The organism is Actinoallomurus rhizosphaericola, from assembly GCF_024055675.1.
GTDB classification, from domain to species: domain Bacteria; phylum Actinomycetota; class Actinomycetes; order Streptosporangiales; family Streptosporangiaceae; genus Actinoallomurus; species Actinoallomurus soli.
Map to the genome: position 1 here is coordinate 150,505 of NZ_JAMXMW010000010.1, position 20,245 is coordinate 170,749.

Below are 20,245 nucleotides of genomic sequence, written 5' to 3' on the forward strand. Positions count from 1 at the left end.
GCAGGTCAGGGATAATGCGTTAGCGGACTAGGCCGCATAGTTTTGCGTCATTGATGTGAACGCCCCGTTAGTTGCATTCACTATACGCTCGGGTCTCGCACGGGGGAAGCGGCTGGAAGGGCGCAAATAGTTGATCTTCCTACAGCGCAGCGACCGATGTGAATCAGTCGCCGGACCGCGGAATTACTAGATCAAGAAGTTGGCCTGATCAGGGCCGTCTTAAATGGCGGATTCGGTCCGAACACGTTGACGACCCGAGCTGACGGAAACGACGCCGATCGTTGCGTGCGCCGATCACGGCGACGCGCGAGGTCGGTCGTGACCCGTTTCGATCCATGGCCTCGCGGCCGCGAATCTAGTGGTGCTTGCCGTGCCCGGGCTTCTTGTGCTTCAACTTCGGCGGGCGAGGCATCGTGCGCTTCGGCGGGGGCTGCACCTTGTGGACGGGCCTCCGGTGCGCGGTCGGCGACGGCCGGGAGACCGGGTGCGAGGAGACCGGGCGCGCGGAGACGGGCGCCGAGGACGGCGTGGTGGCAGGGTGGTGCGGTGACGTCGGGCGGGCGAACCAGCCGACTCCCCCGGCCAGCAGGGCGATCGCCAGCCCTCCGATCGCCAGCGGAAGCGCCCGGCTCCGCCGGGCCGGCTCGTCGGCGACCGGCGGCACCGCCAGCACCTGGGTCGCGCCGCCCGGCCGGTGATCCGGCAGTGCGCCGAGCGACGGGTGACCCGACGCGACGCCCACCGGAGCGGAGGTCACCGCGGCGCCGACCGGGTACGCCGGAGGCACCGTGGCCCCGTCGACCCGCGTGCCGCCGGCGATCGTCACGCCCGGATCGGCGCGCAGCCGGGCCGCCCGGTCGGCGACGAGCGCCGCGCCGGCGGGCCGCGCCGCCGGGTCCTTGGCCGTCAGCGCGCCGACCAGGTCGCGGACGCCGGACGGCACGGACCCTGGGAGCTCGGGCAGCGGGGTGTCGCGGTGCGCGACGAGCACGGCGGTCGCCGGCCCTTCGTACGGCGGCCGGCCGGTGAGCAGCTCGAACGCGATGATGCCCAGCGCGTAGAGGTCGGCGGCGGCCGTCGCCTGCTTGCCCGTCGCCTGCTCGGGCGCGAGGTACAGCGGGGTGCCCATCAGCATGCCGGTCCGGGTGAGCGGAATGGCGTCCACCGCGCGGGCGATCCCGAAGTCGGTGATCTTTATGGTGCCGTCGCGGCCCACCAGGAGGTTCCCGGGCTTGACGTCGCGGTGCACGAGCCCGGCGGCGTGCGCCACCGCCAGGGCGGCCGAGGCCGACGCGATGATCTCCAGCACGCGGTCCGGCGGCATCGGCGCGTCCCGTGCGATCGTCGCCGCGAGGGACTCACCCTCGACGTACTCCATGACGAGGTACGGCGGCTCGTCGCCCTGGCCCTCGTCGTAGTCGAAGACCTGGGCGATGCCGGGGTGCGACAGGGCGGCGGCGTTCCGCGCCTCCAGGCGGAACCGCTGGCGGAACTCCGCGCTGTCGGCGTACTCGCCGCGCAGGAGCTTGACCGCGACCGGGCGTCCGAGGGCGGTGTCCTCCGCCCGCCAGACCTCACCCTGGCCGCCGACGGCGATGCGCGCGACCAGGCGGTACCGGTCGCCGAGCACCGTGGTGGGGCCGAATGTGACAGTCATCGTTCGCGCCACGATACCGACACCGGCCGCCGCGGATCACCTCCTCGGAGAGCGTCGTCCGGTGCCGGGCGCGGTGCTCAGGCCGAGCGCGACGGCCATCGCCCTCGCCTTGACCAGCGTCTCCTCGAACTCCGCGGCCGGATCGGACGCCGCCACGATCGCCCCGCCGACCCCGAACCCGACCGTCTCGGGCGTGATCACGATCGTCCGGATGACCATCGCCAGATCGGCGGCGCCGCTGAGGGAGAACCAGCCGAGCGCGCCGGAGTAGACCCCGCGCGGACCGCCCTCCAGCCGGTCGATGATCTCCATGGTGCGCAGCTTCGGCGCACCGGTCATCGAGCCGCCGGGGAACGCCGCCCGTACGCAGTCGACGGCGGAGGCATCGGGCCGCAGCATCCCACGGACGGTCGACACGAGCTGGTGCACCGGGGCGTACGTCTCGACGGCGAACAGGCGCGGCACGTGCACCGAGCCCACCTCGCAGACCGCGCCGAGGTCGTTGCGGACCAGGTCGACGATCATCAGGTTCTCGGCCCGGTCCTTGGCGCTGTCGCGCAGGTCGCGGCGGAGGGCGGCGTCCTCCTCCGGCGTCGTGCCGCGCGGTCGCGTGCCCTTGATCGGCTTGGACTCCACGACGCGGTCGGCGCCGACGGACAGGAAGCGCTCGGGTGAGGCGCTGAGCACCGCGACGCCCGGGAAGTCCAGCAGCGCGCCGTACGGGACGGGACTCACCCGGCGCAGGAATCCGTAGGTGCGCAGCGGATCGGCGGCCACGCGGGCGACGGCCTGGTTGGTCAGGCAGATCTCGTACGACTCGCCGTCGTGGATCTCCCGGGCGCACTCGCCGATGAGCTTGAGATAGGCGTCCTCACCGTGACGCAGCTCGTACGGAAGCGCGGGCGCACGGTCCGGCGCGGCCGGGAGTCCGCTCGCAGCGGGCGCGCGGACCGGCTGAGACAAGGGCCGGCCCTCAAGGGGTGCGCGGACCGGCTGAGACAGGGGTTCGCCTTCGGCCGGTGCGCGGACCGGCCGGGACAGGGGTCCGCCCTCGGCGGCCTCGGCGGGCGCGGTGGGCAGGCGCAGCAGGCGTGCCTCGGTCTCGTCGAGCCACGCCGCGGCGTGCGGGTCCTCAGGACCCTCGCCGAGGCACAGCAGGTGGCAGGTGCGCTCCCGGTGGTCGAACACCACGGCGCGGTCGGCGAAGAGCAGGGCCGCGTCGGGCGTCAGAGCGTCGTACGCGGCGGTGCCGCCGGTCTCGGCCTTCAGCTCGTAGCCGAGGTAACCGACGTAGCCCAGGGTGAAGTCGAACGGCAGCCGGTCGTCCGGCGGCAGGGCGCGCGCCCGGAGGCGCTCGTCGAGCCGGTCGAGGAACGGCCCTGGGAGGAGCTCGACGGACCGCCCCGGCCGCTCCACCCGTACGGTCCCCTCGCGCACGCGGTAGGTCAGGTACTCCGACCGCGGGCCGGTGCCGTCCCCCATGATCGAGAAGCGGGATCCGACGGCGGCCCCGGCCGCGCCGTCCAGCCAGAAGCTCCGCGGCCGGCCCGCGAACAGGCCCTGGTAGGCGGCCTCCGGATCCGGCGCCCGCTCGATCCGCCGCACCTGCAGCTGGTACGGCCGCTCGGACGGCGCGCGCACGCCGGGAGCCGGCCGCACGAGCGGGCGGGATCGGTGGCCTGCGGGGCCACGGACCGCAGCGGCGTCACGGGCGTCGATGAGGCCGCCGGCCTCGGCGAGGACAGGCATCTCCAGCGGCCCATGCACCTCGACGGGGTCATGGACGCCGGCGGGGCCATGGACCTCCGCGGAGTCACGGACACCGGCGAGGCCACCGGCCATGGCGAGGTCGCGGAAGTTGGTGAGGAGCTCCCGGCCGTACTCGGTGCCGATCGACTCCGGGTGGAACTGCACGCCCCACAGCGGGCGCCGCCGGTGCCGTACGCCCATGAGGACGCCGTCGGGCGTCCAGGCGAGCGGCTCGAACTCCTCCGACAGCGCGGTCACGGCCAGCGAGTGGTAGCGGACGGCGGTGAACGGCGAGGGGATGCCCGCGAACAGGTCCCGCCCGTCGTGGTGGATGGGGGACGCGATGCCGTGCACGGGCTCGGGGGCGTGGCCGACGGTGCCGCCGAACAGCTCGCACAGTCCCTGGTGGCCGAGGCACACCCCGAGCACGGGCCGGTCCCAGTCGCGGATCGCGCGGGCGCTGACCCCGAAGTCCCGTTCCCGGCAGGGACGCCCGGGCCCCGGAGAGATCACCACGCCGTCGAAGTCGCGCGGGTCGAGCGAGGACCATTCGACGTCGTTGCGGACGACCACGGGCGGCCGTCCGTTCACCTCGGCCAGCAGGTGGAAGAGGTTGTAGGTGAAGGAGTCGAAGTTATCGATCAGCAGGGTTCGCATCGAGCGCGAAATCTCTCGCCGGTGTCCGCGGAGCTCACCTCGAAGGATATGTCCCCGTGCCGCGCCGGGCTCAGGTCTCGCGGAGGATCCGCTGGAGGATCTTCACTGAGGCGTTCGGCGGCTCCGCCTCGATGACCACGCGGTTGAGAACGTGCCAGTAGTAGTCGACGTCGGTCGTCTTCGTGGCGTAGACGGCGTTCGTGAGCTGCTCGAGGTAGACGACGTCGGGGATGTCGTCCTCGGGGAAGCGCAGCAGCGTGATCGGGCCGCCCGCCGCGGCGTGGCCTCCGGCGCTGAACGGCATGACCTCGACGGTGACGTTCGGCAGCTCGGCGACCTCGAGGAGGTGGCGCAGCTGGGCGCGCATGGTGTCCGCGCCGCCGATCGGGCGGCGCAGCGCCGCCTCGTCGATCACGGCCCAGAGCTTGGGCGGGTTCGGCCGGTGCAGCAGGAGCCGCTGCCGCTTCATCCGGAGCGCGACCCGCCGGTCGATGACGGCCTCGGGCTGCTCGCGATGGGCGAGGCGGACGACGGCGCGGGCGTACTCCGGCGTCTGCAACAGGCCGGGAACGAACTGGACCTCGTAGGTGCGGATGACGCTGGCGGCCTGCTCCAGCCCGAGGTAGTCCTCGAACCAGCGCGGGACCACGTCGGCGTACTCCCGCCACCACGGCGGCGCGGTGGCCAGCTCGGCGAGTTCGAGCAGGGTCGCGCGCTCGGCGCCGCCGTCCACGCCGTACAGCGTCAGCAGGTCCGAGACGTCGCGCTGCTTGAAACCGCGCCGTCCCAGCTCGAGTCGGCTGATCTTGGAGTGTGACGCCTGGATGGCCGCGCCCGCGCTCTGGCAGGTGAGGCCGCTGGCCTCGCGCAACCTGCGGAGCTGGGCGCCGACGAGCATCCGCAACACCGTGGGACCGGCCTGGCGGTAGGCCAGCAGAGCGCTGTCGGCCACGCCACCAGCGAGGGGGCCAGTGACCATGCCGTCTCTCTCCGCTCCACCGTCGCCGACACTGATCGCTTCCGAAGCTTCTCACGATAGCCTCGGCCGTGCGAACCGGATTGGACGGTTTGCCCTACGGCATCCCTCCCGCGGCATCGAGGAAAGGTCTTCCCCGTGACCGACGACGCGCACGCATCCGATCGGCAGCACCCCGGAATCGACCACCGGCCCCCCTCCTCCCCCGCCGAGCCCGAACGACCGGCGCCACCGGAGATCGACACGACCGTGCCGCACTCGGCGCGCATCTGGAACTACTGGCTCGGCGGGAAGGACAACTACCCCGTCGACCGGCAGGCCGGCGACGAGTTCACCGAGATCTTCCCGGGGATCGTCGACGCCGCCCGCGCCGTACGGCACTTCCTCGCCCGCGCGGTGCGCCACCTGGCGGAGGACGTCGGAATCCGGCAGTTCCTGGACATCGGCACGGGCCTGCCGACCGTGGACAACACCCATGAGATCGCCCAGCGGGTCGCTCCCGAGGCGCGGATCGTCTACGTCGACAACGACCCGCTCGTGCTGGCGCACGCCCGCGCCCTCCTGACCAGCACCGCCGAGGGGGCCACCGACTACATCGACGCGGACGTCCGCGACCCCGACCGCATCCTCGAGGCGGCCGCCGAGACCCTCGACTTCGGCCGCCCGGTCGGGCTGATGCTGATGGGCATCATGGGACACCTCGACGACCGGGACGACCCGCACGCGATCGTGCGCCGGCTGCTGGACGCCCTGCCGTCCGGCAGCCACCTCGTGCTGAACGACGGCACCGACGCCGATCCCAAACGGCGGGAGGCGCACCAGCGGTACAACCGCGGCGGCGCCGTGCCGTACCACCTGCGTTCTCCGGAGGAGATCACCCGGTTCTTCGACGGCCTGGAGCTCCTGGAGCCCGGCGTGGTGCCCGTCTCCCAGTGGCGCCCGGAGCACAGCCCCTTCGGCATCCCGCCCCGCGTCGAGACGCTCGGCGGGGTGGGCCGCAAGCCCTGACCCTCCAACGCCCGCCGCCGGGGCGACCGATGACGGCAGGTCAGCGGCTGGTTCGGGACGGGGGCTACGATGAGGCGATCTTGCGCTTCGTCCCCCGGAGCGTCCGTCGGTCGGGAGGCCGTCGTGGAGGTCGGGCTCGGCTATGTGCTGGGTGTCGCCAGCGTCTTGCTCATCCTGCTCGTCATCCGGGTGACGCGGGCCTCGTCGCCGCCGGAGCCGACGGCCGTCGCGCGGAACGGGCACGTGAGCAAGCGGGACCGGCGGATCGCGGAACTCGCCGAGGTCGTCACCGAACTGGGCGAAGAGATCGCCCAGCTCACCTTCGATCCGGCCGCGCCGGACGTACGGCCGGAGTCGCTGGCCGACTACGGGCGGGCGCTCGACTCCTACGGGAACGCCAGGGACGCGCTCGACGCCCGTGACTCCGAGCGGGTCCGGCAGGAGCTCGCCTACGCCAGGAACGCCCTCGTCCGGCTCGACGCCCGCGCCCACGGGCTACCGGTGCCCATCGACGTCTCGCGCGCCGCGCGCGACCGCGGCGAGCCGCCTGCTCCGCAGCCGTTCCAGAAGGAGCGGTTCTCCTACTCGGGGAGCAACGAGCGGACCTACCTGATCCCGATCGACTGGCCCGAGCCAGGCCAGGGAGCGATCATGGAGGTGACCAGGCACGGTACTGGTTTCACCCACTTCGACTCCGCGCTCGTTCCGGCGGAAGAGGCCAAGCCGAAGACCATCGACCTCCACCAGATGGGGGGCAGCGGGCGCTCTCGCTTCTACCTCGCCACCACCCCGGACAGTCACTACGCTCCCACGCACCTACGCATCGCTCCGTCCGAGGTACGACCGGGAACCGGGTCATGGACGGTCCGGCTGCGTCCGCTCGGCGAGGCCGTGGAACTGCCGCGCGAGTATCAGGGAACCGGCTCGGAGGTGCTCGTCCACCGGTCGAACGCGCCGGCCGTTCTCGGCATCCACATCGACACCGCGCAATCGTGGCGGGTCGAGTACCGCTGTCTCAAGAAGCACCGCCGCCGGGAGGGATGCAGATTCAGCAGCAGACCCGAAACCCTTATCTACAGCTACTCGGACGAGAACCTCAAAAGCGCCCGGTTCTGTGGGCCCGGACTGATTCTCGTCAGGGCCGCCGAGTCCGCTCGGTGGTCGTTGTCCGTCACGCCCGAGCAGCCCGCGGACGGTCTGTGGTCCGAGCTGCGCAAGCGCCTCGGGACCTGAACGGCGTGACCGCCCGTCGCGGTGCGCCACCGAGCACGAGCCCTCCCACCACCACGGGCGGCGGCGCGCACGACGCCGGCATCACCGGTCCGAGCGGTGAGAACGACGTCCTTTGCGGCCGATGCCGCCGTACAGGGCGACCTCTTCGGCGGGGGTCAGCGGCGAGACCTCGGGCCGCCACAGGGGGCAGGACACGACGCCCGGCTCGACGAGGTCGAGGCCGTCGAGGAAGCCGGTGATCTGTGCCGGGCTGCGCAGGTGGTACGGGACCGCGCCGGTGGCGTTGTACTGGCGGAGGGCCTCCCGGTAGGCCGGGTCCGTGTCCGTACCGTCCCGGACCGCCAGGTAGCTGCCGGACGGGAGCGGGTCGAGCAGTCGCCGTACGATCGACCGCGCCTCGTCGTAGTCCTCCACGTGGGCGAGGATGCCCATGAGGATCACCGCGACGGGCCGGTCGAAGTCCAGCGTCCGGGCCGCGTCCGCCAGGATCTTCTCCGGCTCGCGCACGTCCGCGTGGATGTACTCGGTCGCCCCTTCGGGCAGTCCGGTGAGCAGCGCCTCGGCGTGTGCGAGGACGAGCGGGTCGTTGTCGACATAGACGACACGCGACTCGGGGGCGACCCGCTGGGCGACCTCATGGGTGTTGTCCACGGTCGGCAGGCCGGTGCCGATGTCCAGGAACTGCCGGACGCCGGCCTCCTCGGCGAGGTACCGGACCACGCGGCCGAGGAAGTGGCGGCCGATCCGCGCCAGGTCGACGATCTGCGGGAACAGCTCCTTGACGCGGTCCCCGGCCTCCCGGTCCACCGGGTAGTTGTCCTTGCCGCCCAGCCAGTACCCGAAGATCCGGGCCGAGTGCGGCACCGAAGTGTCGATCTTGGGGCGCTCGACCGGCTGGGACAGTTCATCATGCATCGGCGCATCTCCTACCAAAACGGTTGACCCCAACCCTGCGAACGTAGCCCACGAGCCCCGGCCCGCTCGGTTATCGACGCGGCACGGCCACAGGTGGCCGCCGGGTCCGAGGCCCTCCACGGCGGCCGCACCCGCCGGGCCCCGGACCGCCCCAGGCGGCGGCCGCCCACGGCCCGCCGGCCGGTCGCCGCGGACCATGACCGGCCATTGACAGTGTGGCCCGGGTCACGGTCCGCGCCGGCGCGCTCAGGGCCGCAGATTGCCCGAATAGCGGTTAATTTCCGTTTTCTGACGTGAGGGCGATTCACGTCTTGACCGCGCGCCCCGCGACCGCCCGATCCCGGCCCCGCACCCGCTCGGCGAGAGACGTCCGCGCGGCCGCCGGACCCGGCCGACCTGCCCCCGAGCGCCCCATCCGGCCCGAGGGCGGCGAGGAACGGATTCCGCGGGCCCGGCCGAGCAGCACCCGTTAATGACCGGAGCGCCATGACAAAAAGCTCGGCCGAAAAGACGAGCGCGCCTTCCGAAACGGGACGACGCCTCACGATCGAGCATTCGACACCGCGAAGTGAATGGAGATTTACCGGCATTTCCATCACCCGAAATCGGCACCGTCCCGGCCACCGGCGAAGCCCGCGCCCCGCGCCCCCGAAGGGGCATCGATAACTCGGCGCCGGCGATACGCGGCGCGTTCGCCCGACCCCCGGGAACGCCCGCGCGACGCGGCGACCAGTCGTGATCATCAAGCGGCCGGTCGGCCCGGCGCCGGGCATCGGGTTCCGGACACCTGGAGGTGGTTTAAAACCAACCTCCTATTCAACCCACCTTCCACTACGAAAGCCTGAAACGTGCTTCATGCTTCGCCTTTCCTGTTTCGATGGCGTTACAGCTGCGGTCGAGAACTTGTCGCGATACTTGAACGTTTGATAGTTATTTTGGGGTCTAGCGTGTTTGTCGTGACATGTGGGGCAATGGGGCCCGGTTGCGCGAGGGGAGCTCCGGCTCTCCAGCTGATCTTGGGGTTGGCGCCGGTGACGGCGCCGGGGGAAGGATCACCTTGTCGTCTATCACCGCATGGTCGAGCCATGCCTGGACCTGGATCTCGTCGGCGACGGCCGGCGGCGGCTGGCACACCTTCGTTCCGCTGGGCCTCGCGGGTCTCCTGGTCTGGTCGCTCTGGCTCTACCGCGTGATCTTGTCGCGGTTCTACAAGCCCGTCATCAACGGTTTCAAGACCACCGTCTCGGTCGTGGTCCCCTCCTACCGGGAGGACCCGGACATCCTGCTGCGCTGCCTGAGCAGCTGGCTCGACCAGGACCCGGACGAGGTCATCATCGTGATCGACGTCGCGGACCGCGAGGCCCAGCGCCGGCTCGCCAAGATCACCGACCCCCGGCTGAACGTGCTGGTCTACGAGCACGCCGGCAAGCGCTCGGCGCTCGGCGTGGGCATCCGGGCGGCCAAGTACGACGTCATCGTGTTCGCGGACTCCGACACCTGGTGGGAGCCCGGGCTGCTGGCCGCCGTGCAGATGCCGTTCGAGGACCCCGAGGTCGGCGGCGTGGGCACCCAGCAGAACGTCTACCAGCGCACCACCAGCGTCTGGCGGCGCATCGCGGACTGGCTGGTCAACCTCCGCTACTACGACTACGTCCCGGCCATGGGCAGCAAGGGCGGCGTCGCCTGCCTGTCCGGCCGCACCGCCGCCTACCGCCGGTCCGTGATCCTGCCCGTGGTGGAGCACCTGGAGAACGAGTTCTTCCTGGGCCGCCGCTGCATCGCCGGCGACGACGGCCGCCTGACCTGGCTCACCCTCTCCCAGGGCTACAAGACCGTCCACCAGTCCTCGGCCCGCGCGGTGTCGATGTTCCCGGCGAGCTTCCGCGCGTTCATCAAGCAGCGCGTCCGCTGGAGCCGCAACTCCTACCGCTGCTACCTCACCGCCCTGTGGAAGGGCTGGCTGTGGAAGACGCCCTTCGTCACCAAGGTCACCGTGCTGCAGATCCTGCTGACGCCGGTCACCATGGGCGTCACGCTCGGGTACTTCGTCTTCAGCCGGCTGCACATGGGTCCGCTCGGCATCGGCCTGTCGGTGGGCTGGATGCTGGCCGGCCGTGGCATCCGAGGCTGGTCGCACCTCAAGCGGCACCCGCAGGAGATCCTGCTGCTGCCGCTGACCGCGGTCGTGGTCATGCTGATCGCGCTGCCGATCAAGCTCTACGCCTTCGTGACCATGAACCGGCAGGGCTGGCTGACGCGCACCTCCGACCAGATCGGCGGGGCCGGGCAGACCGCCGCCACGCTGCAGGAACAGGCGGTCTGAGGTGACGGCCACCACGCCCGGCGCACGACCGGGCCGGTACCGCGTGCCCGCGAACGCCGGGGCGCGCGGGCTCCTGGTCGCGGCGCTCGCGCTCGGCCTGCCGCTGCTGCCCGCGGACGTCCACGCCGCCACGCCCTCCCCCGCCCCGCACCGCACCGTGTCGCGCGGCACCACCCCCGGTGCCCGGAGCACCCGGGGAACCCTCGTCACGCCGGGGCCAGACGCCTCCCGCACGACCGCGACGACGGCGAAGCCCCACGCCTCCCGTACGCCGTCCGGCGCCGCGGCATCGCAGCCCTCCACCCCGCCCACGATCCCCGCCCCGTCGCAGACCGGGGCCGCCGCGCCTCAGGACGACGGCGGGCGGGAGGCCGCCCTGGTCGACCAGGAGGACGAGCGGATCATCCAGATCCGCGCCGTCCTGTCCTCGCTGATGCAGGGGGGCGGCAAGGAGTCGCTCACGTGGAAGCAGCCGGAGATCTTCGGCTCGGCGCACGGCAAGACGCTCGTCCTGCCGCAGCGCACCGATGACTCGGCCTACACGATCACGGACCTGGTGCGCTACGGCGGCCGGTACTTCCGGCGGCTGCACGACGGCTCGTACCTGCTGAGCGCGCACCTCTTCGTGGCCGACGGCGCGAAGCTGACACTGCAGAGCAACGGCCGGCCGCTGACGATCCGGATGGGCAGCGTCCCCGGCGCGTTCAGCTCGATCGTCGGTTTCGGCGGGACCATCACCATCAACGGCACCGCCCAGGCGCCGGTCCGCATCATGAGCTGGAACGTGCGGACGCGGCAGCCGGACACCCAGGTGAGCGACGGGCGCGCGTACATCCGCGCGATCGGCGGCGCGTTCCGCATGTCGTACGCGCAGGTGTCCGACCTGGGCTTCTGGAGCGGCCGTACGGGCGGCATCTCGCTGACGGGGACGGAGCGGCCCGCCAACGCGGCCCGGCACCTGACCAAGACGCAGCGGCACGAGGCCAAGGCGCGACGGCTGGCCGGTAAGAAGGACCAGACCAAGGCCGTGGGCCCCGGCGACGTCGAGGTGACTCCAGCCGGCCCGGACGGACCGGGCGGCACCGCGTCGCACGTGCCGGCCGCCGGGCTGGTCACCGGGGCGGTGGAGCACAGCCGGATCACCGGCGACGCGTACGGGATCTTCGTCTCCGGCTCCACGCAGACGCAGATCATCGACGACCGGGTCGAGAACAGCCTCGCCCACGGCATCCTCCTGCACCGTTACACGAAGGACGCCAGCGTCCAGAACACCACGGTCACCGGCAGCGGCGGCGACGGGTTCGTCCTGTCCCGCGCCACCGAGGGGGTCCGGATCACCGGCAGCACGTCCGAGCGCAACCACGGCAACGGTTACACCCTCAACGGGTCGCCGCTCGCGCTCGGCCCGTCGGCGAGCGGCGAGTCCCCGCAGGCGTACGGCAACAGCTCCGTCAACGGCAGCACGGCACGGGACAACGGCCACTACGGCATCGAGGTCCTGGGCGGCAACCGGCTGGCGGTGCAGACCAGCAAGGTCATCGGCAGCGACATGGGCATTGTCGTACGGTCCGCGGCCACGAACGTGCAGATCTCCGGGAACCAGCTCAGCGGGCAGAGACGGCAGGGCATCGCGCTGCGCGAGGGGGTCACCGGCGCGCAGGTCGCCGGGAACCTCGTGAACGGCGTTCAGGTCGGCATCTACCTGCGCAACTCGAGCGGGAAGCTGTCGGGCAACATCATCCGGGGCGCGACCCGGCACGGCATCGTGCTGCGCGGCGGTATGGACGGCACGCAGGTGGTCAGCAACACCCTGCGCGGGTCCGGGCCGAGCGCGATCAGCAAGGCCGGCTCGCACGGCACGCTGACCCGGGAGAACAACGACACCTCCGGCTGGGACGACACGTCCAGCCTGCTGACGAAGGCGATGCGGTACGCCAAGCCGATGAACGTCATCTGGGCCGCCGTGTTCCTCATCGTGATCTTCATGATGGTCCGGTCGCGCGCGCTTCCCCGGCGGAACCGGCGCGGGATCGACCCGTACGCGGCGCAGCGGCAGCTCGCGGAACGCCCGGCGCGTGCGCTGCGGGGCATCACCGCGGGCGGTGACGGGCGATGAACGGCACGGGGACGACGCGAAAGCGGGAGGTACGCGATGGCAGCGCCTGACTCGGGCGAGGCGGCGCCGCGCCGGCGCGGCCGGCGGCTGGTCACCACCGTCCTGGTGCTGGGCCTGGCCGCAGGCGGCACGTACGCCTACGTGCGGTACACCGAGAAGCCCGCCGGTCTGCCGGCCGTCGACGACGTGTCGCCGAACGACGCGCGGCAGGAGGCGGCGCTGGTCGACCAGGAGAGCCAGCGCATCATGCAGACCAACGCGGTGCTGACCTCGACGCTGCGCCGGGGCGGCCCGCGCGCGGCGGCGATGCGCCAGCCGAACATCTTCGGGTCCTCGATCGGCAAGACGCTGGTGCTGCCGCAGCGCAGCCGGCCGTACTACGTCGCGGACCTGCAGAAGTACGCCCAGCGGGACTTCCAGCAGCAGAACGACGGCTCGTACGTGCTCGGCGTGAACGTCTTCGTCGCGGCGGGCGCCAAGCTCGTGCTGCAGAGCTCATCGGGCCCGCTGACGATCCGGATGAAGAGCGTTCCGGGGGTGTTCACCTCGATCGTCGGCTTCGGCGCCAGCATCCGCATCAACGGTTCGGCGCAGAACCCGGTGCGGATCATGAGCTGGAACGACCAGTCCGGCACCACGGACACGCGCCTCGGCGACGGGCGGGCCTACATCCGCGCGATCGGCGGCGAGTTCCAGATGAAGTACGCCCGGGTGTCCGACCTGGGCTTCTGGAGCGGCCCCACCGGCGGGATCGCGATGACCGGCAGCGACCGGCCCGACGACGCCGCCGAACGCGTCGACCCGGGCGCCTCGGCGCCCAAGCGCGTGGAGCTGGCCGACGGCACCACCGACACGACGCGGGGCGGCCAGAACGAGGTCGAGGTCATGACGTCGAACGGGAAGACGAGCGTCGGCTTCCTCATCCCGGCCGCCAACCTCGTCACCGGGTCGGTCGACCACAGCACCATCGACGGCGACGCGTACGGGATCTTCGTCTCGGCGTCCGACGGGACGCAGATCACGAACGACCGGATCAAGAACAGCCAGGTGAACGGCGTGCTGATGCACCGGTTCGCCCGGAACGCCAGCATCGAGAACACCACCGTCACCGGCAGCCGGGGCGACGGGTTCGTCCTGTCGCGGGGCACCGAGAACGTCCGCATCACCGGCTGCACCGCCGAGGGCAACGGCGGCAACGGCTTCACCCTCAACGGCCAGCCGCTGGCGAACGGCCCGTCCGCGAGCGGCGAGTCCCCGCGCGCGTACGGGGACAGTTCAGTCACCAGCAGCACGGCACGGGACAATCGACGCTACGGGGTCGAACTGCTCGGCGGCACACACCTGGCCGTGCAGACGAGCAAGGTGGTCGGGGGTGACATGGGGATCGTGGCGAGCGGCGACGCGACCGGCGTGCAGATCTCCGGCAACGAGCTGAGCAGGCAGGCCCGCCAGGGCATCGTGCTGCGCGGCGGGGTCACCGCCGCGAACATCGCCGGCAACATCGTCGACGACACCGACACCGCCATCTACCTGCGCGACTCGACGGGCTCGGTGATCGGCAACACGGTGCAGTCGGCGTCCCGGCACGGCGTCTCGCTGGTCGGCCAGGTCGGCGGCGCCCGCATCACGGGCAACACGTTCGGCGGCGCGGGCACGAGCGCGCTGGACGTGTCCCGGGCGAAGGGCACCGCGGCCATCTCGAACAACGGCACGACGGGCTGGCACGACACCGCGGGCTTCTGGACGGAGGTCAAGCGGGTCGCCAAGCCGATGAACATCATCTGGACCCTCGTCTTCCTGCTCGTCGTGGTCTCGGCGCTGCGCTCGCGCGGCAGCGGGCTGCGGATCGGCCGCCGCCACGTCCACCCGTACGACGACCAGCGCAGGCTGGAGCAGCGGCCGGTGCTGGCGCTGCAGCGCGCGCGTAAGGTCGACACGACCGAGACGAGCCCCGATCTGCTGGCGCTCACCCTTCCCTCCGGCGGCGCGGACGAGCAGGTACGGGAGTCGCTGTGAAGATCGACCTGAAGTTCGTCTCCGGGCTGGTCGTCGGCGCGCTCCTCGTGGCCGGCCTGACCTGGCTGCTGGCCGGAGGCCGCGGCGGGTCCTCGCCGGCGAAGCACCACAAGACCGCCTCCCGCCTCCGGCCCGCACCGGAGTCCTCCCCCGCCGGCGGCGACGGCGGGGACGCCGGCGCGTCGGCGGGCCCGGAGCCCGACCTGCCCGTCCCGACCGGCGCGGAGAAGATCACCTGCCCGTCGGCCACGCGCACCGTCGACAGCGCCGACGCGCTGCAGAGCGCGCTCGAGCAGGCGAAGCCGGGCGACGTCATCAAGCTGTCGCCGGGCACGTACCAGGGGAAGTTCGCCACCCGCGCCTCCGGCACGGCGGATCGGCCGATCAGCCTGTGCGGGGACGCCTCGGCGATCCTCGACGGCGGCGGCATCAAGAAGGGCTACGCCTTCCACCTCGACCACGCGGCGTACTGGCACCTGATCGGCTTCAGCGTCCAGAACAGCCAGAAGGGCGTGATGGCGGACGGCAGCAACGGCTCGGTCATCCAGGGCCTGGCCGTCCACGACATCGGCGACGAGGCCATCCACCTGCGCGACTTCAGCACCGGGAACACGGTCCAGTACAACAAGATCTGGGGCACCGGCCGGCGGCGCGCGAAGTTCGGCGAGGGCGTCTACCTCGGCTCGGCCGAGTCGAACTGGAGCCAGGTCTCCGGCGGAAAGATGGACAAGAGCGACCACAACGTCGTGCGCGGCAACGTCATCCAGGCCACCGCCGAGGCGGTGGACATCAAGGAGGGCACGACCGGCGGCCGCGTCATCGGCAACGTCTTCGACGGGTCGAACCTCGGCGGCGACAAGCACAACGACTCCTGGGTCGACGTCAAGGGCAACGACTACGTGCTGCAGGACAACACCGGCACGAAGACCCCCGCGGACGGGTTCCAGACCCACCAGATCATCAAGGGCTGGGGCACCGGCAACACGTTCCGCGGCAACACGATCGACCTGGCCGGCGGCGGCGGTGTCGGCATCAACGACACGGCCGGCGGCAACACGATCCTCTGCGACAACAAGGTGAGCGGCGGTCGGCTCACCAAGAACGGAAAGTGCGTCAACAAGTGAATGAAGGAGAAGGCATGACCCCGAAGCCGACCGAGCTGCCCCGGCTCACCGTGATCGGCACCGGTTACCTGGGCGCCACCCACGCGGTCTGCATGGCGGCCCTGGGGTACGAGGTCCTCGGCGTGGACGTCGACGAGAAGAAGATCGCCAAGCTGGCCTCCGGCGAGGTGCCCTTCTTCGAACCCGGCCTGCCGGAGCTTCTCACGAAAGCGCTCGACTCCGGACGGCTGCGCTTCACGACGTCGTTCGAGGAGGCGGGGGCGTTCGGCGACGTCCACTTCATCTGCGTCGGCACCCCGCAGCAGCCGGGCTCCGACGCCGCCGACCTGACCTACGTCCACGCCGCCGTGCGCGCCCTCGCCCCGCATCTGGAGCGCCGCACCCTCGTGGTCGGCAAGTCGACCGTCCCGGTCGGCACCGCGTACGTCCTCACCGACGTGATCCAGGAGCTCGCGCCCGCCGGCACGGAGGTCGAGCTGGCGTGGAACCCCGAGTTCCTGCGCGAGGGCTTCGCCGTCGAGGACACGATGCGCCCCGACCGCCTCGTCTTCGGTGTCGCCTCCGACTGGGCGAACGAGCGGCTGCGCGCGGCCTTCGCCCCGATCCTGGACCTGGGCACGCCGGTCGTCCGGACCGACCTGGCCACCGCCGAGCTCGTCAAGGTCGCGGCGAACTCCTTCCTCGCCACCAAGATCTCCTACATCAACGCGATGGCCGAGGTCTGCGAGGCGGTCGGCGCCGACATCAAGGACCTGGCCGACTCCCTGGCCCTCGACGACCGCATCGGCGGGAAGTTCCTTCGCCCCGGCCTCGGCTTCGGCGGCGGCTGCCTGCCCAAGGACATCCGCGCCTTCGCGCACCGGGCCGAGGAGATCGGCGTCGGCCAGGCCGTGTCGTTCCTGCGCGAGGTCGACGCCATCAACCGCCGCCGCCGCGCCCGTACGGTCGACCTCGTACGTGAGCTGCTCGGCGGGCAGCTCGCCGGGGCGAGGATCGCGGCGTGGGGAGCGGCGTTCAAGCCGAACTCCGACGACATCCGCGACGCGCCGGCCCTCGACGTGGCCCGCACGATGCACGGGCTGGGCGGCCACGTCCGGGTGTTCGACCCGGCGGCGCTGGACAACGCCCGCCGCGCCTACCCGGAGCTCCGCTACGGCGACAGCGCCCTCGACGTCGCGCGCGACGCCGACGTCGTGGTCCTGCTGACCGAGTGGGCGGAGTTCCGCGAGGTCGACCCGGCCGCGCTCGGCGAGGTCGTCCGGCACAGGCGGATCGTCGACGGCCGTCACGCCCTGGACGCCGACGCCTGGCGCGCCGCGGGCTGGGAGTACCGCGCCCTCGGCCGCAACTGACCCCGCACGGCGTGGCCGGGTCGCCCATCCGAGGGGGCGTCCGGCCGCGCCGGGCGGTACGGGGTGGTCGTCGTGGTGCAACGGGCGGGCGGCGCCGGTGCCGCCCGTTCCACGACGACCACCGCGTCCTGAGCCGTCCCGCCACGAGGAAGCCCTCCCCCGAGTGGCGGGACGGCGTTCAGTCGTTCTGCCACCCCGCACAGCGGCACGGATCGTCTATCGCCTGGCCGCAGACTCCAGGTTGCGGCGGATCCTCCCGGTTTCCGGGTGGTCCTCGCCCAGCACCCGCACACAGTCCGCCAGGGTCGACTCGAACAGCGGAATCGCCCGCCCCAGATCACCCGCCGCCTCATACGTGAGTGCAAGGTGGTGCCGCACGAGCAGCGTGTCAGGGTGGTCCTCGCCCAGCACCCGCACACAGTCCGCCAGGGTCATCTCGAACAGCGGAATCGCCCGCCCCAGATCACCCGCGTCCCGATACGCGCACGCGAGGTTGTTCCGTGAGCCCAGCGTTTGCGGTCGATCCTCGCCCAGTACCCGCACGCAGTCCGCCAGGGTCTCCTCGAGCAGCGGGATCGCCTGCTCCAGATCACCCGCACTCTGATATGCGCCCGCAAGGTAAAGCTGCGAGGCCAGCGTGTCGGGATGGTCCTTGCTCAGCACCCGGGTCCGGGCGGCAAGCGTCGCCTCGAACAGCGGGATCGCCCGCTCTAGATCGCCCGCGTCCTCATACGCGAGCGCAAGGTAGTTCCGCGATGCCAGCGTTTGCGGTTTATCCTCACCGAATACCCGCACGCAGTCCGCCAGGTTCGCCTTGAACAGCGGGATCGCCCGCCCAAGATCACCCGCATCTTGGTACACGAATGCGACGTTGTTCCGCGCGGTCAGCGTGTCGGCGTGGTCCTCGCCGAGTACCCGCGCACAGTCCGCCGCGGTCGCCTCGAACAGCGGAATCGCCCGCCCAAGGTCACCCGCGTCCCGATACGCGTACGCCAGGTTGTTCCGTGCGCCCAGCGTAAGGTAGTCGTCCTCGTCCAGCACCCGCAGGCAGTCTGCCAGGGCCGCCTCGAGCAGCGGGATCGCGCGTCTCAGATCACCCGCATGGTGATATGCGCTCGCAAGGTGAATCCGCGAGGCCAGCGTGAGGTATTCGTCTTCGCCCAGCACCCGCGCACAGTCCGCCACGGCCGCCTCGAACAGCGAAATCGCCCGCCCAAGATCACCTGCCGCTTCATACGCGTACGCCAGGGTGGTCCGCGAGTCCAGCGTCTTGGGATGGTCCTCGCCCAAGAGCCGGGCGAAGGTGTTCGAAGCGAGGGTGCGGTAGTTGATGGCCTGGTCGAGGGCTCCTTGCTCAAAATGGAACCCTCCCGTTTTGAAGAGCAGGTCGGCGAGGGTGGTGGTCTGGTCGTCGGTGGGTGTGCGGTCGGCCACGGCGTCGATGTGCGGGGCCAGTGCCCGCCACTGCGGCCAGGTGCTCGGCTCGCGCCATTGGTCGGGTATCGCTTCGCGGAGCAGCCGGGTGGCCTCGTGCAGTGCGGTGGTGACGGCGTCGGGCCGGCGGTGGGGGTCGCCGGGGTCGATGGTGCGGGCGACGGCTTGGACCAGGCGGTGCACGGTGACGCCGGCCTGGTTCAGGGTGATCAGGTTGTAGGCGGCCAGTGCGCCCAGTGCCTGCTGCAGGGCCGGCGGGTCGGTCAGGCCGGTCAGCAGGGTGCGTGGGATCTGTTCGGGGGCGTACCAGGCCAGGGTCCGCAGTAGGTCTGCGGCCTGCGGGGTCTCGGCCAGGCGGTCGAGGGTGAGGCGCCAGATGCGGGCGATGGTGCGTTCGCTGTCGGCGCCGAGGGCGGCCTGGTCGTACATGACGGCCGGGTGCTCGGCCAGCAGCTGAAGGTAGGCGCGTGGGCTCAGGTGGTTTTGGTGCAGGTAGGCGGCGGCCTGTTCCACCGCCAGCGGCAGGCACCCCAGCTCTCGAACCAGTTCGGCGGCGCCGTCCAGGTCGGCGCCGGGCCGGTCGCGGGCGGCGATCCGGGTCAGCAGGTCGACCGCGTGCTCTTCGGCCAGTACGTCCAGACGCAGTGTCCGGGCGCCCAGGCGATGCCAGCCCTCGCCCAGCCGGCTGGTCACCACCACCCGCCCGGACCGGGCGCGGGCCAGCACGGGTGCGACGTCGGCCGGGTCGGTGACGTTGTCCAGGACCAGCAGCCACCCGGTATGGCAGGCCAGCCAGCCCACCGCCCGCTCGGCCAGCGCCTCCAACGGCAGCACGGCCGCCAACTCCGGTTGCAGCCCTACCGTCAGGGCGGCCAGTCCCGCCTGCAGCGAGGCGGCGGTATCGGCGGTGACCCACCAGACCGGATTCAGCCTCCCGGCATGCGCGGCGGCATACCGGGCGGTCAGCGTGGACTTGCCGACCCCGCCCAGCCCGTGCACCGCGGCCACCACCACCGGCCCCGCACCCGCCAGAGCCTCCTCCAAGTCGGCGAGCTCATCGGACCGGCCGACGAAGTCATGCTGACCGGCCGGAACGTTGCTCAACCCCGGCACAGCGTCGACCTGATCGACCGGCCGCAACGCCTCCGCCGGCAACACCGCCTGAATGTTGGTAGCACCCGGACCGGTGGAAATGATCCCTTCGTTGTCCCCGCCCACCCGCACCGATCCGCCCACAGGCGCGTTCCCTGCCACCGGCCCGACCGCCTCCTCCAGCGCCGAAGCGGGCAATGGGCCGGTGGCGGACGACGAGGCCGGCTCTCGTCGTCCGTCCCGGCGAGGTCGCCTCATCGCGACTGAATGTTGGTGGCGTCATCGCCGGTGGAGACGATCCCGGAACTGTCGCCGCCGATGGAGACCGACCGCTTCCCCGCCGCCGGCGCCTGCCGTCGTCCCGTCTGGTCGCCGGCCCGACGGTCGGCGAACACGCCGTACACGGTGAGCACCAGCCCGGCCACGGCGACGAACAGCCCCAGCACGCTGGCCAGTTTGTCGGCCTTGTCCAACCCGACCATGGACAGGTACGCCCCCAGTCCCGCCGCGGCCGCCACCGTCAACGTAAGGCCGCCCCACATCAGCACACGCCTCGCCATAGCCACATCATCGCCTCACCCGAACGCGAAACC

The 20,245-nt window shown here is 71.5% G+C and carries 13 protein-coding genes; 7 read left to right on the top strand and 6 right to left on the bottom strand.

Translation table 11 applies throughout. From position 1 onward, the window contains the following. Positions 1–355 precede the first annotated feature (355 nt). The 3 genes from NE234_RS22895 to NE234_RS22905 all read right to left on the bottom strand — a co-directional run bounded on the left by NE234_RS22895 (position 356) and on the right by NE234_RS22905 (position 5,042). Positions 356–1,657 carry a serine/threonine-protein kinase gene (locus NE234_RS22895; protein WP_252782544.1) on the bottom strand — a complete coding sequence of 434 codons (1,302 nt, stop codon included), beginning with the start codon at positions 1,655–1,657 and terminating at the stop codon, positions 356–358. Between the two features lie 36 nt (positions 1,658–1,693). Then, positions 1,694–4,063 (bottom strand): aminodeoxychorismate synthase component I, encoded by a 2,370-nt coding sequence (gene pabB / locus NE234_RS22900; RefSeq protein WP_252782545.1) that lies wholly within the window; start codon positions 4,061–4,063, stop codon positions 1,694–1,696. A gap of 70 nt (positions 4,064–4,133) precedes the next feature. Then, complete coding sequence (locus NE234_RS22905; protein ID WP_406567050.1) at positions 4,134–5,042, bottom strand: helix-turn-helix domain-containing protein; 909 nt, start codon at positions 5,040–5,042, stop codon at positions 4,134–4,136. Between the two features lie 177 nt (positions 5,043–5,219). On the opposite strand from NE234_RS22905, the gene NE234_RS22910 reads away from it, so the two are divergent. Both NE234_RS22910 and NE234_RS22915 read left to right on the top strand, forming a co-directional pair. Next, positions 5,220–6,047, top strand: coding sequence for an SAM-dependent methyltransferase (locus tag NE234_RS22910; RefSeq protein ID WP_252782685.1), 828 nt, complete (start codon positions 5,220–5,222; stop codon positions 6,045–6,047). Between the two features lie 123 nt (positions 6,048–6,170). After that, a complete protein-coding gene (locus tag NE234_RS22915; protein WP_252782546.1) occupies positions 6,171–7,280 on the top strand; it encodes a hypothetical protein in 1,110 nt (369 codons plus the stop codon). A gap of 81 nt (positions 7,281–7,361) precedes the next feature. Here the strand turns inward: NE234_RS22915 and NE234_RS22920 are convergent, their stop codons facing one another. Continuing rightward, positions 7,362–8,195 (bottom strand): SAM-dependent methyltransferase, encoded by an 834-nt coding sequence (locus NE234_RS22920; protein WP_252782547.1) that lies wholly within the window; start codon positions 8,193–8,195, stop codon positions 7,362–7,364. 1,057 nt (positions 8,196–9,252) lie between these two features. Between NE234_RS22920 and NE234_RS22925 the strand changes: the two genes are divergently transcribed. The 5 genes from NE234_RS22925 to NE234_RS22945 are packed head-to-tail and all read left to right on the top strand — an operon-like array spanning position 9,253 to position 17,126. Next, entirely contained in the window at positions 9,253–10,518 is a 1,266-nt protein-coding gene (locus tag NE234_RS22925) for a glycosyltransferase family 2 protein (RefSeq protein ID WP_252782548.1), read from the top strand. Between the two features lies 1 nt (position 10,519). Continuing rightward, entirely contained in the window at positions 10,520–12,634 is a 2,115-nt protein-coding gene (locus NE234_RS45425; protein ID WP_252782549.1) for a right-handed parallel beta-helix repeat-containing protein, read from the top strand. A gap of 36 nt (positions 12,635–12,670) precedes the next feature. Continuing rightward, complete coding sequence (locus NE234_RS22935) at positions 12,671–14,650, top strand: right-handed parallel beta-helix repeat-containing protein (protein WP_252782550.1); 1,980 nt, start codon at positions 12,671–12,673, stop codon at positions 14,648–14,650. Further along, positions 14,647–15,774 carry a right-handed parallel beta-helix repeat-containing protein gene (locus tag NE234_RS45430; protein WP_252782551.1) on the top strand — a complete coding sequence of 376 codons (1,128 nt, stop codon included), beginning with the start codon at positions 14,647–14,649 and terminating at the stop codon, positions 15,772–15,774. The genes NE234_RS22935 and NE234_RS45430 overlap by 4 nt, the downstream gene beginning before the upstream one ends. A 14-nt stretch (positions 15,775–15,788) precedes the next feature. Then, positions 15,789–17,126 carry a UDP-glucose dehydrogenase family protein gene (locus NE234_RS22945; RefSeq protein ID WP_252782552.1) on the top strand — a complete coding sequence of 446 codons (1,338 nt, stop codon included), beginning with the start codon at positions 15,789–15,791 and terminating at the stop codon, positions 17,124–17,126. Between the two features lie 216 nt (positions 17,127–17,342). Here the strand turns inward: NE234_RS22945 and NE234_RS22950 are convergent, their stop codons facing one another. Together NE234_RS22950 and NE234_RS22955 are read right to left on the bottom strand one after the other, a co-directional pair. After that, entirely contained in the window at positions 17,343–19,796 is a 2,454-nt protein-coding gene (locus tag NE234_RS22950; protein ID WP_252782553.1) for a tetratricopeptide repeat protein, read from the bottom strand. 110 nt (positions 19,797–19,906) lie between these two features. Continuing rightward, the gene (locus NE234_RS22955; protein ID WP_252782554.1) at positions 19,907–20,212 is read right to left on the bottom strand and encodes a hypothetical protein; all 306 of its coding nucleotides are present in this window, start codon (positions 20,210–20,212) and stop codon (positions 19,907–19,909) included. Positions 20,213–20,245: the final 33 nt, after the last annotated feature.

What these genes read in the sequence shown, in the direction of transcription:
- NE234_RS22895 (WP_252782544.1), bottom strand. Translation starts at nt 1,657, where the DNA reads ATGACTGTCACATTCGGCCCCACCACGGTGCTCGGCGACCGGTACCGC.
- pabB (WP_252782545.1), bottom strand. Translation starts at nt 4,063, where the DNA reads ATGCGAACCCTGCTGATCGATAACTTCGACTCCTTCACCTACAACCTC.
- NE234_RS22905 (WP_406567050.1), bottom strand. Translation starts at nt 5,042, where the DNA reads ATGGTCACTGGCCCCCTCGCTGGTGGCGTGGCCGACAGCGCTCTGCTG.
- NE234_RS22920 (WP_252782547.1), bottom strand. Translation starts at nt 8,195, where the DNA reads ATGCATGATGAACTGTCCCAGCCGGTCGAGCGCCCCAAGATCGACACT.
- NE234_RS22935 (WP_252782550.1), top strand. Translation starts at nt 12,671, where the DNA reads ATGGCAGCGCCTGACTCGGGCGAGGCGGCGCCGCGCCGGCGCGGCCGG.
- NE234_RS22945 (WP_252782552.1), top strand. Translation starts at nt 15,789, where the DNA reads ATGACCCCGAAGCCGACCGAGCTGCCCCGGCTCACCGTGATCGGCACC.
- NE234_RS22955 (WP_252782554.1), bottom strand. Translation starts at nt 20,212, where the DNA reads ATGGCGAGGCGTGTGCTGATGTGGGGCGGCCTTACGTTGACGGTGGCG.